The sequence below is a fragment of the Oscillibacter ruminantium GH1 genome, from assembly GCF_000307265.1.
Lineage (GTDB): Bacteria > Bacillota > Clostridia > Oscillospirales > Oscillospiraceae > Oscillibacter > Oscillibacter ruminantium.
On sequence record NZ_DF158896.1, the window covers coordinates 282719 to 297786 of the forward strand.

A 15068-nucleotide genomic window follows, 5' to 3' on the forward strand; every position below is an offset into this window, starting at 1 on the left:
GCCTCCTTTTAATTTTCATCCAGTAAAATGTCCAGCAGGACTGTGGCGACCACGGCCTCTACCACCGGAACGGCCCGGTGGGCAATGCAGGGGTCGTGTCGCCCGGAGATGACCAGCTCCGTCTCCTCCATGCGGCTCAGACGCACGGTCTGTTGGGGCTTTGCGATGGAGGGCGTAGGCTTGAACGCCGCCCGCAGTGTCAAAGGCATCCCGTTGGTGATGCCCCCCAAAATTCCGCCGCAGCGGTTCCGGGTGGTTTCCACTCGTCCGTTTCGGATGCAGAAGGGGTCGTTGTTAACGCTGCCCCGCAGGGCTGCGGCCTCGAACCCCGCGCCGAATTCCAGCCCCTTCATGGCGGGGATGCCGAACAGCACCGCAGCCAGACGATTTTCCATTCCGCCGAACATCGGCTCGCCAAGGCCCGCGGGCAGGCCGACTGCCGCGCACTCTACCACGCCGCCAACGCTGTCTCCCTCTTGAGACGCGGCCATGATCACGCCTTTCATCCGTTCACCGCACACGTCGTCCAGCACGGGAAAGGACTTTGCGGAAACCTCTTCAAAAAGAGCCGATGTGGGCCGGGAGGGAAAGGGAATGTCGCCCTCCTCGCCCACGGAGAGCAGGTGCGCACCCACGTAGACGCCCCGCCGAGCCAGAATCTGCTTGGCGATCCCGCCGATCACGCACAGCGGCGCGGTGAGACGGCCGGAAAAATGCCCGCCGCCCCGCATGTCCGCCTTGCCGCCCCATTTAACCCATGCGGTGTAGTCCGCGTGGCCGGGACGGGGGGTATCCGACAGCGCGGCATAGTCCCCGGAGTGCTGATCCCGGTTTTCGATGACTGCACACAGCGGAGAGCCGCAGGTTACGTTGTCCTGAAGTCCCGAAAGAAAGGCGGGGATATCCGTCTCCTGCCGCGCGGTGGAAAGCGCGTTCTTTCCGGGGCGGCGGCGCGCCATGAAATGAGCCAGTTCATCCATGTTGACGGACTCGCCGGCGGGCAGACCGTCTGCCACCACGCCGATGGCCGCGCCGTGGGATTGCCCGAAAATGCTGACGCGCAGGTTGTTTCCAAATTCAGACGCCATGTACGTCACCTCCTAAAGCGAGATAGTCTTCAAAAAACGAGGGATAGGACTTGTTGATCGCCTCGGAACCCAAAATGGTGACGGGGCCGGCGCAGCGGGTGGCGGCAATCGCCGCGGCCATAACGATGCGGTGGTCGTTGGCTCCGTCCACCGTGCCACCGGAAAGATGAGGGACGCCGCGAATCATAAGACTGTCCGCTCCCTCTTCCGCATCGCCGCCCAAGGCGGTCAGCATGGCGGCGGTGGTTTTCAGCCGGTCACTCTCCTTCAGCCGGAGCCGGGCAGCGTTGGTCAAATGGGTAGTACCCTGACGCACGGCCGCCATCACCGCCAGCGGCGGGACAAGGTCGGGGCAGCCGGATACGTCGATGGAGACGTCGCCGGGGCGGGACAGGGTGCGGGCGTATTCCGACACAGCCATGTCGCCTTGCGCGGAGCAGGCGTTCAGCCCGTTAATTTGGAGATCGCCGCCCAAAACGTTTGCAGCGTACCAAAAAGCGGCTTGAGACCAGTCAGCCTCCACCGTGGCGTTAAAGGGCCGATAGGCGCCGGAACGCACCTGATAGAGGCCCTGTTCAGGGCGGCCCACCGCCGTGATTCCGGCGGCGCGAAGCGCCTCCAACGTCATGGAAATATAGCCGGAGGACTCCAGCGTTGTGGTGCTTACCAGCGTACTGTTCCCCGCAAGCAAAGGCAGAGCAAACAAAAGACCCGTGAAAAACTGGCTGGAAACATTGCCGGGAAGCCGATATTCTCCGCTGGGCAAAGCACCCTGAACGGTCAGCACGCCCTCGTTCCATTCGTGAACAATGCCCCGTTCATCAAACAGGTCGAAATAGGGCTGCTGAGGCCGCTCCATCAATCGGCCCTGTCCGGTGAAGACCCCGCCTCCCGCTGTCGCAAGGGCAATGGGAATCAAAAACCGCAGCGTGGAACCGGATTCCCCGCAGTCAAAGCGGGGCAGCGGACTATTTCGCTTCGGCAGCTTTCCGCCGATTCCCCGGATGCGGATCACGCCTGCCTCTGGCTGCTCCCATGTGCTGCCCAGAGCCGCCACGCACCGGAGCGTGGCGGCAATGTCTTGAGAAAGGGCCACATTGCACACGGTACTCACGCCGTTTGCCAGCGCGGCGGCGATCAGCAGGCGGTGGGCCATGGATTTGCTGCTTGGCGGCGTTACCGTGCCGCCAAGGGGCTTGGGGTTGATGCGGATGTCCATCAGCGGTCCTCCCACCCAGCGGCGAAGATGGACTCCAGCTCCCCGACGGGGACGGTCTTCATCTCGCACGTTCCGATTTTTCGGGGAATCACCAGAGATATTTCGCCGCCCCGGCGCTTTTTGTCCGCCAGCGCCGCCTGCGCCAGCTGCGCGGGGGAATACTCCGTTCCGGTGGGAAGTCCGTTGCGCCTGAGCACGCCGCAAATCCGCGCCGCACAGGGCGCTTCTGTCCAACCAAGCGCTTCTGCCGCCCGGGCAATGATTGCAAGACCCGCCGCCACGGCGTGCCCGTGGTGGATGGCGTAAGCACTGCACTTTTCGATGGCGTGACCGGCGGTATGCCCCAGATTCAGCGTCCGTCGAAGACCGTTGTCCAGCTCGTCCTGCTCCACCACGGAGCCTTTGAAGGCAATGCACCGCGCCACAATCTCTCCGAGGTCGGCGGTGAAATCGTCCGTGTCAAACAGGGAAAACAGTCCCTCGTCCGAAAGAACGCCGGTCTTGATGGCCTCAGCGGCTCCGTCCGCCCGCTCCAGCGGGGGAAGGGTTTTAAGACAGTCCGTGTCGCAGACAACGGCGGAGGGCTGCAAAAAAAGTCCCGCCAGGTTTTTCCCATGCTGAAGGTCCACGGCGGTTTTGCCGCCCACGGAGGAATCCACCGCGGAGAGCAGCGTGGTGGGAAGCTGAACGTAGTTCACGCCCCGCAGATAGCAGCCCGCAGCAAAGCCCGCCATATCGCCGCACACACCGCCGCCCAGAGCCGCCACGCAGTCGCTGCGGGTGAGCTGCTCCTCCGCCAGAAACTCCAATACCTCAGAGAGGGTGGAGAGGTTTTTGTGCGCCTCCCCGGCGGAAAAAACGTGGGTACAGACGGAAAACCCCGCCGCCTGAAGACTCTGCGTCACTTGGGGCAGATAGAGCTTTGCAACGTTGCTGTCCGTCACCACGGCCACGCGGCAGGGGGGCAGTGCGGAGGCAATCAGCTCTCCGCATCGGCCCAGAAGCCCCGGGCCGATGGAGACGGTGTAGTCCGGGTGTGTTTTGATCGGTATGGTTCGGATGGTGTTTGCCATAACGGCCTCCCGTCGTTTAAAATGTTTTGGATTCCTCGCAATGGCGAGGGATATGGAGCTTGCGGAACGCATCCCCCGTCCTAGCTCCGGGGCAAACCAGCAAAGCGTTTGCACCGGAAGAGAGAGACGCCGCGAAAAGAGGGAGCTATGGCCCATCGGGCCAAAGCGAGGGATATGGAGCTTGCGGAACGCATCCCCCGTCCTAGCTCCGGGGCAAACCAGCAAAGCGTTTGCACCGGAAGAGAGAGACGCCGCGAAAAGAGGGAGCTATGGCCCATCGGGCCAAAGCGAGGGATATGGAGCTTGCGGCTCTCTCAATTGCCGCCTGCGGTCGCCTTCCGATCCCGGCCCTCTTTCAGGAGACTGCGCAGCGTTTCCGCGTCCCGGCTCTGCAAAGCGCCCAGATATTGATTCAGGTGTTCAATGAGAATGTCCAATTCCTCCGTGAGGTAATCCGCGTTGTCCAAAAACAATTCGGTCCACATGGCCTCGTCCAGCCGAGCCACCCGGGTCATGTCCCGGAAACTCCCGGCAGAAAATCCCCGGCGCTTCTGCGCCTCCGGCGACTTCACGTATGCGCTGGAAGAGATGTGAGCCAGCTGAGAGGTGTAGGCAATGATGCGGTCGTGCTCGTCAGGGGTGGAGAAGGTGAGATTGGCAAAGCCAATATCCAAAAAGAAGGCTTTCAACGTTTCCAGCAGCTGCATGTCCGTCCTCTTATCGGGTGTTAGGATCATGGAGGCCCCGTCATAAAGACCGGCGCTGGAATTGACAAAACCACCCCGTTCCAAGCCCGCCATGGGATGCCCGCCGATATAGGCGAAGCCGCGTTTTTCCGCAATGGGTGCGATTTTTTCGACGACTGCCCGCTTCACCCCGCAGAGATCCACCAAAATGGCGGACTTTGCAATTTTCTCTGCGTGCGTCTCCACCCACGCAATCGCCGCGCCGGGACGGACGGCGGCCAGAATCAGATCACACTGAGGCAGGTTCTCGTCGGTCAGCGTTCCGTCAATGGCGCCGCAGATGCGGGCCAGCGTCATGGTTTCGGCGTCTGTGTCAAGGCCCCAAACGGTGTGGGCCGTGCGGGCCTTCACACTTTTTGCCATGGACCCGCCGATCAGGCCCAGACCGATGATGCCAACGTTCATGGCCTCAGCCCTCCAAGGCGGCACAGAAGTTATGCATCTTGAGCAGCTTCTTTGCCAGCGTGTCAAACGCCTCGGGCTTAAGGGACTGTGCGCCGTCGCACAAAGCGTGGGCCGGGTCGTTGTGAACCTCGATCAAAAGACCGTCCGCTCCGGTGGCTACCGCGCCCACCGCCAAGGGGTCCACCAGCCAGCTTTTGCCGGTGGCGTGGCTGGGGTCGATGATGATAGGCAGGTGGGTCAGCTTGCGCAAAACGGGAATGCAGGCCAGATCCAGAGTGTTGCGGGTGTAGCTTTCAAAGGTACGGATGCCCCGCTCGCAGAGAATCACGTCCTGGTTGCCGCTGGCCATGACGTATTCAGCGCTCATGAGCCACTCTTCATAGGTGGCAGACATGCCCCTCTTGATCATAATGGGCTTATCCAGCTTGCCGACTTCTTTTAAAAGGTTGAAATTCTGCATGTTCCGTGCGCCGATCTGAATCACGTCCACGTCGTCAAACAGCGGGATTTGGGAGATATCCATCAGTTCGGTGACGATGGGCAGACCCGTTTCCTGCCGGGCGACCTTGAGAAATTCCAGTCCCTGCGCGCCAAGACCTTGAAAGGAGTAGGGAGAGGTGCGGGGCTTGAACGCGCCGCCGCGGAGCATGGTGGCCCCGCTGGCCTTCACGGCTTTGGCAATGGAAACGACCTGCTCCTCGCTTTCCACAGAGCAAGGCCCCGCCATAATCGTGAGCGTGCCGCCGCCGATCTGGGTGTCTCGCACCTTCACCACCGTGTCTTCGGGATGGAATTTGCGGTTGGCGTTTTTGTAAGGCTCCTGCACCCGCTTCACGTCGTCCACGATGTCCAACGCCGCGATCAGGTCGATGTCCAGCTGAGAGGTGTCGCCCACCAGACCTAAAATGGTGTGGGACTCGCCGATGCTGGTGTGGATGGTGATGCCTTTTTCCTGAAGCCAATTGATAAGACTCTCCAACTGTTCGCGGTTGGGATTGCTCTTGAGAATGACGATCATAGCGTTTTCCTCCTAAAAATGGTACAAAAAAGACCCGCAGCCGGTTGGCTGCGGGTCGTCATGTACTGATAGTTCCTGACAATATCAGTCGCACAAACACTCGTTTTCAGCCCAACCAAAATAAGCCTTACCAAAATAATAGGTAAAGCTAAAGTAACGGTATTCAGCTGCAAAAGTGAAAGTGGACATAAATAGTCTCCTCATTGTGATGCTTTAAATTACTGAGATCATACCATGCCCGATGTTAAAAGAACAGGGGCAAAATAGCCAAATAATTACAAATACACCACTAAAAATTGGACAAATCCATCAAACTGCTGCCAGAATCGGTTCCGGCAAAACGCCGCTCATCAGCAGGCTTGTGGCCTCAATGATATAGCGCACGTCCCGGCGCATGTCCGCTCCGGCATCCATATACTGCTGGTGCAAGGCTTGCAGGCAGTCCGCCAAATCCTCACCGGCGGGGTGAGCGGGGCGCAACCCCCAGACCTTTAGATAAGAGCTGAGATATTCCCGCAGCGCGTCTTCATACCGCCGATGCTCCATCAGGGAATCGGGGTAGTTCTCGTTGTGGGGATAGGTAAAAGCGTCCGCCAGATAGTGCGTGAGCTTGCCCAGCGTATAATACTGCCAGCAGGTCCAGTTTTTATTCCGGTGCTGGAGCCGCCCGATGCGGCTGGCAATATACTGGTCGGAATTTGTATAATTATGTCCGCGAAACGTATAGCTGCGAATAGATCCTTTCAGATAAGAGAGGGGGTTACAGTCCGGTTGAAAAGAGCCGAACAGAAAAGCGAGTTCAAATCGTTTTCGCTGAAATCCGTTCTGAGCCTCCAGCAGAGTGGACGCCAAGAGCTTATGACTGCGTTTCTGCAAAGTGTACCTCCTGTTTGGGATGGCGGCGAAAAAGCACGCCTCCTGAAAAGTGCCTTCACTATATCACGGATGCCGTTTGAATTACAAGTGTATAAATCTTAAAAGAGTGTGAATTTCAGCGATTTTTTTGCCTTGCGCTTTTTTTAGCCCCATGCTATGATAAAAACATCATACAACGGGACTTGTTGTCATACCACAAAAGGAGGAAGAGCCGTGAAAGAACTGCAACCCACGCGCCGGGGCCGCCTGACGGGGCAGATGGACTGGAAGGCCCAGTATCAGGCGCTGTTGACCGATGCGGAGAAAGCTGCCGCTCAAGTTTCCCTTGACGGTCCCATTGCCATCAGCGGAGCGTCCAACTGGCCGGAGAAATTTGACGCGGCGCTGGCAAACCGTCTGCTTCGGGAAAACGGGCACATTGAGCTGGACGCGCTGTTCATGCTCCACCCCACGGCATTGATGGGTCCGGACTGCCGGGATCATGTGACGTGCAATTCGGATTTCTTTACGCTGGAGCGCAAATTCGCGGCGCAGGGCAACCTGCATTTTGTGCCCGCGCATCTGGGTAAGACCGGGGCCTGGATGGCGTCCCGAAGCCCCAAGACGGTGGTGGCGGCCGTGTCACCGCCCAACGCCGAAGGATGGATGAGTCGGAGCCTTTGGAGCGGGACGCTGAACCGGTGCGTCTTTGAGCGGCCCGATGTCCGGCTGATCGTTGTGGTGAACCGGAATCTGCCGTACATTTGCAGCGATGGGGAGGAACACGCGCTGATCCATGTGTCCGAGGTAGATGGGATTATTGAGGATGATTTTCTTCTCACAGAATCCACCGTGGCCCCCGCCGACCAGACGGATCAGGCCATCGCCGGATATATCGCGGAGATGGTGCCGGACGGAGCCTGTGTCCAGTTTGGACTGGGGGGTCTTGCCAACGCCGTAGGCTCGTGCCTTGCCCACGCGGGAAAGCGGGATCTGGGCCTGCACACGGAGGTTTTGACCAACTGCGTGATGGAACTGGTGGAAAAGGGGGTCATCACCGGGGCGAAGAAACAGCTGCTGCCCGGCCGCTTGGTCACCAGTCATATTGTGGGAGACAAAGCGCTGTGGCGCTTTGCGGCGGATAACCCGGCTGTTTGCCTGAAGGAAGTCAGCTGGACCAACGAACCGCGCAACATCTGCCAAAACGACAAGGTAGTCTCCATCAACAACGCCATGGAGATTGACCTCACGGGACAGGTCAACGCCGAGACTGTGGGTGCAAAGCAGTATTCCGGTACCGGCGGACAGTTGGAATGGGTGATCGGCTCCCAGTGGTCCCGGGGTGGCAAAAGCGTGATCGCGCTGCGATCCGCCTATCGGGATCGGGACGGGCAACTTCGTTCCAAAATCGTCCCCACGCTGGCGCTCGGCGCGGCGGTCACCACGCCCCGCACCTTTGTGCAGTATGTGGTGACGGAATACGGCGTGGCGGATCTGCGCTACAAGAGTACGCTGGAGCGGGCCAAGGCGCTGATTTCCATTGCACACCCGGATTTTCGGGAGGAACTGAAAAAATCCATGCCGTTTTGACGCGGCAGTGGCAAACAGCACAGAGCCTTCCTGCATTGTGGGGAAGGCTCTGTGCTTTCCGCTGAAAATGAACGGGAAGACCACGGTTCCGTTTGACATTCCCCCGGAATCGACCGTAAAATAGAAACATTGCATTACTTTAAAGAGAAAGGTCGGTTCCTATGAAAATTTTAAAGCAGGTGGCGATTCTCTTCGGCTTGTGCTGGATCAGTCTGCTGATTGAAAAGCTGCTGCCCATTACCTTCCCATCCAGCGTCATTGCACTGGTGCTTTTGCTGATTTTGCTGCTGGTGAGAGTTGTGAAGGTGGATCATGTGCGGGAGAAGTCCGATTTTTTGCTGGGGAACCTCCCCTTTTTCTTCATTCCCGCCACCGTGGGCATCATCCAATATAAAGAGACTGTTTTGAGCAACGCCACCGCGTTTTTGGTGGTCTGTGTGGTCAGCATGATAGCTACCTTTGCCGCTACCGCTTGGGCCGTGCAGCTGACGATGAAGCTGATCGACAGGAGGAACCGAAAATGATGATGGAATTGACCTCCTCGCCGCTTTTCGGTGTGACGCTGACGATTGCGGCCTATTGGATCGGCATGGCTATCCAGAAAAAAGTGAACAAGGTGATCTGCAACGGAATGCTGATCGCGGTGGTGCTGGTGATCCTGACGCTGACGGTTTTGCAGATTCCCTATGAAAATTATTATCAGGGCGGAAGCCTGATTAACCTGTTTCTGGGGCCTGCCACGGCCTGTCTCGCCGTGTCGATCTATATGAAGATCGACCTTTTGAAAAAATATTGGTTGCCTGTGGTGGTGGGCTGTTCGGTGGGAACCGTCACCTCTATCGGCTGTGTATACGGCCTGTGCCGCCTGTTTGGGCTGGACCGGGAACTGACCATGTCCCTGCTGCCAAAATCCGTTACCACACCCATCGCCGCGGCGGTGGCTGGCGGTCATGGCGGAATCGTCTCTCTGGCGGTGGCGGCGGTGTGCTTCACCGGAATTATAGGAAATCTGTGCGCTCCGCTGATGATCCGGCTGTTCCGCGTGCGGGAGCCGCTGGCGGCGGGCTTGGGCATCGGTGCGTGCAGCCACGCCATGGGAACCGCCAAGGCGCTGGAATTGGGCGAGACGGAGGGGGCCATGAGCGGCCTTGCCATCGGACTGTGCGGCTTGCTCACCTCGCTGCTGTCGCTGATCTTTGACCTGCTGCCCTAACTTTTCCGTCCAAAAGCCCCCTGACGCAATCGCGTCAGGGGGCTTTTTGCGCCGGTGCGCCGATTTCTGCGCTTGCTCTCGCAATCTGCGCACCCGGAGGAAATTTGATTACATATAGAACAGCAGATCGCTGTACACGGGGAAGGGCCAATATTCCTTGGCAGTGGCAGTCTCCAGTTGGTCGGCCAGCTTCCGGGCGGTGGACATGTCGCCCAGCAGAGTTTTGTGGATGTAGTCCATGGCCTTTCTGGATTCGCTGGGAACCTTGCTCAGATCCTGTTCCAGCTTCTCCGCGGCATCCATCAGCTTGTCGGTCAGATCGGCGATCTTCTTAGCCGTGACGGTTTCAAACTTGCAGGACACGCCCGAAGCGTCCTTGTGATAGATCCGCTGGCACAGATGGTCGGCGTAGTTGCTGACGGCGGGGAGAATCTGATGCTGGATCATATCCACCATGGTGTTGCCCTCAATGGTGAGGGTGGTGACATAGTTCTCCATGTGAATCTCGGCACGGGCCTCGATCTCGCTCTTGGTGTAGATGCCGTGTCTGGTGAACAGGTCGATGTTCTTCTTGGCGGTATAGGCGGGCAGGGCGTCGGCAGTGGAGGTCAGGTTGGAAAGACCCCGCTTTTCCGCCTCCTTGATCCAAGCGTCTTCATAGCCGTTGCCGTTGAAAATAATGCGCTGATGCTCGGTGAGGGTCTTGCGGATCAGAGCCTGCAATTCGCCGGTGAAGTCCTTGGCCTTCTCCAGCTGGTCGGCAAACTCCTCCAGCTGTTCTGCCATCATGGTGTTCAGCGCGATATTGGGGCCGGAGACAGACTGGGAGGAACCCAGCATCCGGAATTCAAACTTGTTGCCGGTGAAGGCCATGGGAGAGGTGCGGTTGCGGTCGGTATTGTCCTGCCGAATGGAGGGGAGCACATCCACGCCCACTTCCAGCGTCCGCTTGCCCGCGTCGGTATACTTCGTGCCGTTGATGATGGATTCCACAACGGCGTTCAGCTCATCGCCCAAGAAAATGGACACCACCGCGGGAGGCGCTTCCTGCGCGCCCAGACGGTGATCGTTGCCCGCAAAGGCAACGGTGGCACGCAAAAAGTCCTGATATTCGTCCACTCCCTTAATAAAAGCGGCCAAGAACAGCAGGAACTGCGCGTTCTGGCTGGGGGTGGAGCCGGGCTTCAGAAGGTTTTTGCCGGAGTCGGTGCTCAAGGACCAGTTGTCGTGCTTGCCGGAACCGTTCACACCGGCGAAGGGCTTTTCATGGAGCAGGCAGACCAGACCGTGGCGGTCGGCAACCTTTTTCATCAGCTCCATGGCCAGCTGATTGTGGTCGCAGGCGGTGTTGGCGTCGGTATAGATGGGGGCCATCTCGTGCTGGCAGGGAGCCACCTCGTTGTGCTTGGTCTTGGAGAGAACGCCGACCTTCCACAGCTCCTCGTCCAGCTCCTGCATGTAGGCGGCAACCCGGGGACGGATGGCTCCGAAATAGTGATCCTCCAGCTCCTGCCCCTTGGGGGGCTTGGCGCCGAACAGTGTCCGGCCGCACATCCGCAGGTCCTCGCGCTGTTTATAGCCCTCTTTGTCGATCAGGAAATATTCCTGCTCCGCCCCTACCTGCGGGATGACGCGCTTAGTTTCCGTATCGCCGAACAGACGCAAGATGCGGACGGCCTGACGGCTGACCTCGTCCATGGAGCGCAGCAGCGGCATTTTCTTATCCAGCGCCTCGCCGGAATAAGAGCAGAAAATCGTGGGAATGCAAAGGCTGCCGTCCTTGATGAAAGCAAAGGAGGTGGGGTCCCAAGCGGTATAACCACGGGCCTCAAAAGTGGCCCGCAGACCGCCGGAGGGGAAGGAGGATGCGTCCGGCTCACCCCGGACCAGTTCCTTGCCGGAGAACTCCATCACGATCTTTCCGCCGCCGATGGGGGAGACGAAGCTGTCGTGCTTCTCGGCGGTCACCCCGGTCATGGGCTGGAACCAGTGGGTAAAGTGGGTTGCGCCATGCTCCACGGCCCACTGCTTCATGGATTCGGCAATCTCATTGGCGATGGAGATGTCCAAGGAGGTGCCGTCGGTAATGCACTTTTTCCAGGCCGCGTAGGAAGCAGGAGACAGACGCTGCTGCATCGTCTCCTCGTTAAAGACGAGGCTGCCGAACAGTTCGGGCATGGTAGTCGGGGTGGTAATCATATCATTCATCCTCCTATTTTCTGTCTGATGACATTATCACAATTATAATCGCCGAGATCGGGAGCCGGAAATCCCGGAATATCCTTATTTGCCGCTCTGGCCGTAGTTGGAAAGGACGCGGGCAGAGGGGTCATCCACATTGCAGCCCTCCCAAGTCTTGTTTGGCATCCAAAAATCCTTGATCATTTTGGCCTGACCGGGATAGGACTGTTCAAACAGCTCCCGATAAAGGAGGCTCTCCTTCGTGAAAGGCATACAATGGTCGTATTTGCGGCGCTTGCAGTCAAATTCCTCATCGGTATATACCGATGAGGCATAGGCCTTTAAATCGTCCACCATGGAGTGGCCCACGGCGTCGGAGAAGGCTGCCTTCTGCCGCCACAAAATGTCGTCCGGCAGCAGATGGTCCTTTTCAAAGGCGTGGCGCAGGAGGTACTTGCCCATGTCATAGGTGTTGAGCTTCATGGCGGGGTCAATGCCCATCACGTACTTAACGAAGTCCAGATCGCCAAAGGGGACGCGGGCCTCGATGGAGTTGGCGGAGATGCAGCGGTCGGCCCGGAGCACGTCGTACATATAGAGTTCATCAACCCGCTTTTTGGATTCCTGCTGGAACGCCGCGGCGGAGGGGGCGAAATCCGTGTATTTATAGCCGAACAGTTCGTCGGAAATCTCGCCGGTCAACAGAACCCGAACGTCGGTCTGCTCGTGGATGGCTTTGCAGCAAAGGTACATGCCCATGCTGGCGCGGATGGTGGTGATGTCCCAAGTGCCCAAAAGGGCGATTACATCAGGGAGTGCCTTGATTACATCGTCCCGGGTCATATAAATCTCGGTGTGGTCCGATCCGATGAAATCGGCGGCCTCCCGGGCGTACTTCAGGTCGATGGCGTCTTTGTCCATACCGATGGCAAAGGTCCGAATCTTCTTACCTAAAACCACGGAGCTGATGGCGCAAACCAAAGAGGAATCAAGGCCCCCGGAAAGGAGAAAGCCCAGCGGGGCGTCCGCATCCAGCCGCTTATCCACGGCGGCAATCAGCTTGTTGCGGATGGTTTTGCAGGTGGTTTCCAGATTGTCCCGGGTGTAGGATTTCACGCTGGTGATGTCGGCGTACCGGATAAATTTGCCGTAGGCATAGTAGCAGCCGGGAGGGAAGGGACAGACCTCGTCACATAGACCGATCAAATTTTTCGCCTCACTGGCGAAGACGATGGAACCAACCGCATCGTACCCGTAGAACAGGGGGCGGATGCCGATGGGGTCCCGGGCAGCAATCAGAGAGTCGGTCATGGAATCGTAGATAATCATGGAGAATTCCGCGTCCAACCGGGAGAACATGGAAAGACCGTATTCATGGAACATGGGGAGCAGAATCTCGCAGTCGCTCTCGCTCTTGAACGCATAGTGCTCGCTCAGTTGGCGGCGGAGAGGGCGGAACCCGTAAATCTCGCCGTTGCAGACCACGCAATCCCCCTCCAGCTCGAAGGGCTGCATCCCCGCCTCGTTCAGCCCCATAATGGCCAAACGGTGGAAGCAGAGATAGCCGGATTTTGTCTCAACGATGCGGCTCATATCGGGGCCGCGGGAAAGGGTGCGGTCAAAATAGACGCGCAGCTCTTCCTGTGTCAGCACTTTGCTGGAAAAACCCATGATGGAACACATAAATAAAAGCACCTCCGGATTTTTTTACCTCTCGCTGGGAGAGGGTATAAAAACGCAGCTATATCCTAAAATTTTAGGACGAATAGCTGCTATCCGCGGTGCCACCTAACTTACTGTAAAAACAGTCACCTTCAAGGCTCCAACAAGCCCGTGCGAGATAACGATCGCAACTCGTCTTTCTTATTAGCGGGAATCCCGCGTTCAGATCGCAGCTCCGGAGTGTTCTTCGCGCGGACTCTTGTACAGGCTTTCCACTGCCGCCTGCTCACTTTGACCGATTTTCCGCGGTACTTTTCTCCATCAACGCCATTGCCGATGTTTCAATTGTTTGGTACGACCCTTTTGGATTCGATGGTGAAAGTTTATCATTCGCGGGGCGGACTGTCAACGTCAAAATAGACGAATATCCATAGCGGATTTCTGCAATTTTTCTAATTGCGGTGTCATAATCCACAAAGAAGTGCGCTGGATGGCGGACGGATGTTGCCGGACGGGGTACTTTGTGCAGCTGAATGAAAAAAAGCTTCCCTCTGTGGAGATAAAGGGGGCGGACCGGCACAGCCGGTCCGCCCGGACAATTAAAGGTTGATCTCTACGTTTTCCGCCGACGCGCCCGCAAACACGGGGCGAGCCTGCGCCAAAAATGCGTCCACCTGAGCGGGGCAGCGGCCAATGTAGAGCTTTGGGTCCAAAATAGCCTCAATCTCCGCAGGGGTCATCTTGAATGCCGGCTCCTTGGTCAGCCGCTCCATCAGGTCGCAAGGCTCACCCTGCTTCATTCTGGCGGTGGCGGCCATGGAGTTTTCCCGAATGATCTCGTGGAGCTGCTGGCGGTCTCCGCCCCGCTTCACAGCCTCCATCATCAAATTCTCCGTGGAAATAAAGGGGAGATACTCCCGCACCGTCCGGTCCACGATTTTCTCGTTGACGTGGAGCCCGTCGGTGACGTTCGTCATCAGGCGCAAAATCGCATCGGCGCAGAGAAAGCCCTCGGGAAGGCTGATGCGCCGATTGGCGGAGTCGTCCAGCGTCCGCTCCAGCCACTGGACGGAGGCGGTCATGGAGGCGTTCATGGCATCCGCCATCAGATAACGGCTCAAAGAGCAGATGCGCTCGGAGCGCATTGGGTTGCGCTTGTAGGGCATGGCGGAGGAACCGATCTGATTCTTTTCAAAAGGCTCCTCCAGCTGCCGGTCGTGCTGCAAAAGCCGCAGGTCGTTTGCGAACCGATAGCAGCTCTGCGCAATCGAGGAGAGGACATTCAGCACTCGGCTGTCAAACTTTCGGGGATAGGTCTGACCGCACACGGCAAAGCACTTGTCAAAGCCAAATGCGGCGGCGATGCGGCGATTCATCTCGTCGATTTTGGCCCCGTCGCCCTCGAACAGATCAAGGAAGCTGGCCTCCGTGCCGGTAGTGCCCCGGCAGCCCAAAAACTTCATGTTGTCCACCACAAAGTCCAGCTCTTCCAGATCGGCCAGAAGATCCTGCATCCAGAGGGTGGCCCGCTTACCCACGGTGACCAGCTGCGCGGGTTGATAGTGGGTGTAGCCCAGAGTGGGCATGGCCTTGTAGGTTTCAGCGAACTTGCCCAAATTCCGCAGCACCGCACACAACTCGCCCCGGAGATAGTTCAGCCCGTCCCGATAGATCACGAGGTCGGCGTTGTCGGTGACATAGCAGCTGGTTGCGCCCAGATGGATAATGCCTGCGGCGGAGGGCGCGGCCTGTCCATAAGTGTAGACGTGAGCCATCACGTCGTGGCGGACTTCCTTTTCCCGCTTGGCGGCGCAGTCATAGTCGATGTCGGAGATGTGAGCGGAAAGCTCCTCCACCTGTGCCGCCGTTACCGGCAGTCCCAGCTCGTGTTCTGCCCGGGCCAGCTCCACCCAGAGCTTCCGCCAAGTCTGGAACTTTGTGTCGGGGGAGAACAAATGCAGCATATATTCCGAGGCGTACCGCGACGCCAGCGGGGATTCATAATGATCTTTGGACAT

Annotated in this window: 12 protein-coding genes and 1 other annotated feature; of the genes, 3 read left to right on the forward strand and 9 right to left on the reverse strand. The window is 58.1% G+C overall.

Annotated elements, in window-relative coordinates; translation table 11 throughout:
* Positions 1-8 precede the first annotated feature (8 nt).
* The 6 genes from aroC to ON16_RS01475 form a co-directional block, all read right to left on the reverse strand.
* On the reverse strand, positions 9-1088 hold the full coding sequence (gene aroC, locus ON16_RS01450) for a chorismate synthase (protein ID WP_040658784.1): 1080 nt from the start codon (positions 1086-1088) through the stop codon (positions 9-11).
* Positions 1078-2307, reverse strand: a complete 1230-nt coding sequence (locus ON16_RS01455; RefSeq protein ID WP_040658786.1) for a 3-phosphoshikimate 1-carboxyvinyltransferase — start codon at positions 2305-2307, stop codon at positions 1078-1080. Before ON16_RS01455 ends, aroC begins: the two co-directional genes overlap by 11 nt.
* Positions 2307-3380, reverse strand: a complete 1074-nt coding sequence (gene aroB / locus ON16_RS01460; RefSeq protein WP_040658787.1) for a 3-dehydroquinate synthase — start codon at positions 3378-3380, stop codon at positions 2307-2309. The genes ON16_RS01455 and aroB overlap by 1 nt, the downstream gene beginning before the upstream one ends.
* A gap of 314 nt (positions 3381-3694) precedes the next feature.
* Complete coding sequence (locus ON16_RS01465) at positions 3695-4531, reverse strand: prephenate dehydrogenase (protein WP_040658789.1); 837 nt, start codon at positions 4529-4531, stop codon at positions 3695-3697.
* A 4-nt stretch (positions 4532-4535) separates the two neighbouring features.
* Positions 4536-5549 (reverse strand): 3-deoxy-7-phosphoheptulonate synthase, encoded by a 1014-nt coding sequence (aroF, locus tag ON16_RS01470; protein ID WP_040658791.1) that lies wholly within the window; start codon positions 5547-5549, stop codon positions 4536-4538.
* Between the two features lie 309 nt (positions 5550-5858).
* The gene (locus ON16_RS01475) at positions 5859-6425 is read right to left on the reverse strand and encodes a zinc dependent phospholipase C family protein (protein ID WP_040658793.1); all 567 of its coding nucleotides are present in this window, start codon (positions 6423-6425) and stop codon (positions 5859-5861) included.
* Between the two features lie 213 nt (positions 6426-6638).
* On the opposite strand from ON16_RS01475, the gene ON16_RS01480 reads away from it, so the two are divergent.
* The 3 genes from ON16_RS01480 to ON16_RS01490 all read left to right on the forward strand — a co-directional run bounded on the left by ON16_RS01480 (position 6639) and on the right by ON16_RS01490 (position 9207).
* Positions 6639-7994, forward strand: a complete 1356-nt coding sequence (locus ON16_RS01480; protein WP_051131462.1) for an acetyl-CoA hydrolase/transferase family protein — start codon at positions 6639-6641, stop codon at positions 7992-7994.
* 161 nt (positions 7995-8155) lie between these two features.
* A complete protein-coding gene (locus tag ON16_RS01485) occupies positions 8156-8518 on the forward strand; it encodes a CidA/LrgA family protein (RefSeq protein WP_040658795.1) in 363 nt (120 codons plus the stop codon).
* A complete protein-coding gene (locus ON16_RS01490) occupies positions 8518-9207 on the forward strand; it encodes an LrgB family protein (RefSeq protein WP_040659793.1) in 690 nt (229 codons plus the stop codon). Before ON16_RS01485 ends, ON16_RS01490 begins: the two co-directional genes overlap by 1 nt.
* 108 nt (positions 9208-9315) lie before the next feature.
* Here ON16_RS01490 and ON16_RS01495 read toward each other — a convergent pair whose 3' ends face one another.
* The 3 genes from ON16_RS01495 to purB form a co-directional block, all read right to left on the reverse strand.
* Complete coding sequence (locus tag ON16_RS01495) at positions 9316-11406, reverse strand: glutamine synthetase III family protein (RefSeq protein ID WP_040658796.1); 2091 nt, start codon at positions 11404-11406, stop codon at positions 9316-9318.
* Between the two features lie 84 nt (positions 11407-11490).
* Positions 11491-13071 carry an asparagine synthase B gene (gene asnB, locus ON16_RS01500; protein ID WP_040658798.1) on the reverse strand — a complete coding sequence of 527 codons (1581 nt, stop codon included), beginning with the start codon at positions 13069-13071 and terminating at the stop codon, positions 11491-11493.
* Positions 13072-13142: 71 nt separating this feature from the next.
* Positions 13143-13384, reverse strand: a binding site (T-box leader).
* A 265-nt stretch (positions 13385-13649) separates the two neighbouring features.
* Positions 13650-15068 carry an adenylosuccinate lyase gene (purB, locus tag ON16_RS01505; RefSeq protein WP_040658800.1) on the reverse strand — a complete coding sequence of 473 codons (1419 nt, stop codon included), beginning with the start codon at positions 15066-15068 and terminating at the stop codon, positions 13650-13652.

Coding starts and splice junctions, on each gene's coding strand:
- aroC (WP_040658784.1), bottom strand. CDS start 1,088: ATGGCGTCTGAATTTGGAAACAACCTGCGCGTCAGCATTTTCGGGCAA.
- ON16_RS01455 (WP_040658786.1), bottom strand. CDS start 2,307: ATGGACATCCGCATCAACCCCAAGCCCCTTGGCGGCACGGTAACGCCG.
- aroB (WP_040658787.1), bottom strand. CDS start 3,380: ATGGCAAACACCATCCGAACCATACCGATCAAAACACACCCGGACTAC.
- ON16_RS01465 (WP_040658789.1), bottom strand. CDS start 4,531: ATGAACGTTGGCATCATCGGTCTGGGCCTGATCGGCGGGTCCATGGCA.
- aroF (WP_040658791.1), bottom strand. CDS start 5,549: ATGATCGTCATTCTCAAGAGCAATCCCAACCGCGAACAGTTGGAGAGT.
- ON16_RS01485 (WP_040658795.1), top strand. CDS start 8,156: ATGAAAATTTTAAAGCAGGTGGCGATTCTCTTCGGCTTGTGCTGGATC.
- ON16_RS01490 (WP_040659793.1), top strand. CDS start 8,518: ATGATGGAATTGACCTCCTCGCCGCTTTTCGGTGTGACGCTGACGATT.
- ON16_RS01495 (WP_040658796.1), bottom strand. CDS start 11,406: ATGATTACCACCCCGACTACCATGCCCGAACTGTTCGGCAGCCTCGTC.
- asnB (WP_040658798.1), bottom strand. CDS start 13,071: ATGTGTTCCATCATGGGTTTTTCCAGCAAAGTGCTGACACAGGAAGAG.
- purB (WP_040658800.1), bottom strand. CDS start 15,068: ATGTCCAAAGATCATTATGAATCCCCGCTGGCGTCGCGGTACGCCTCG.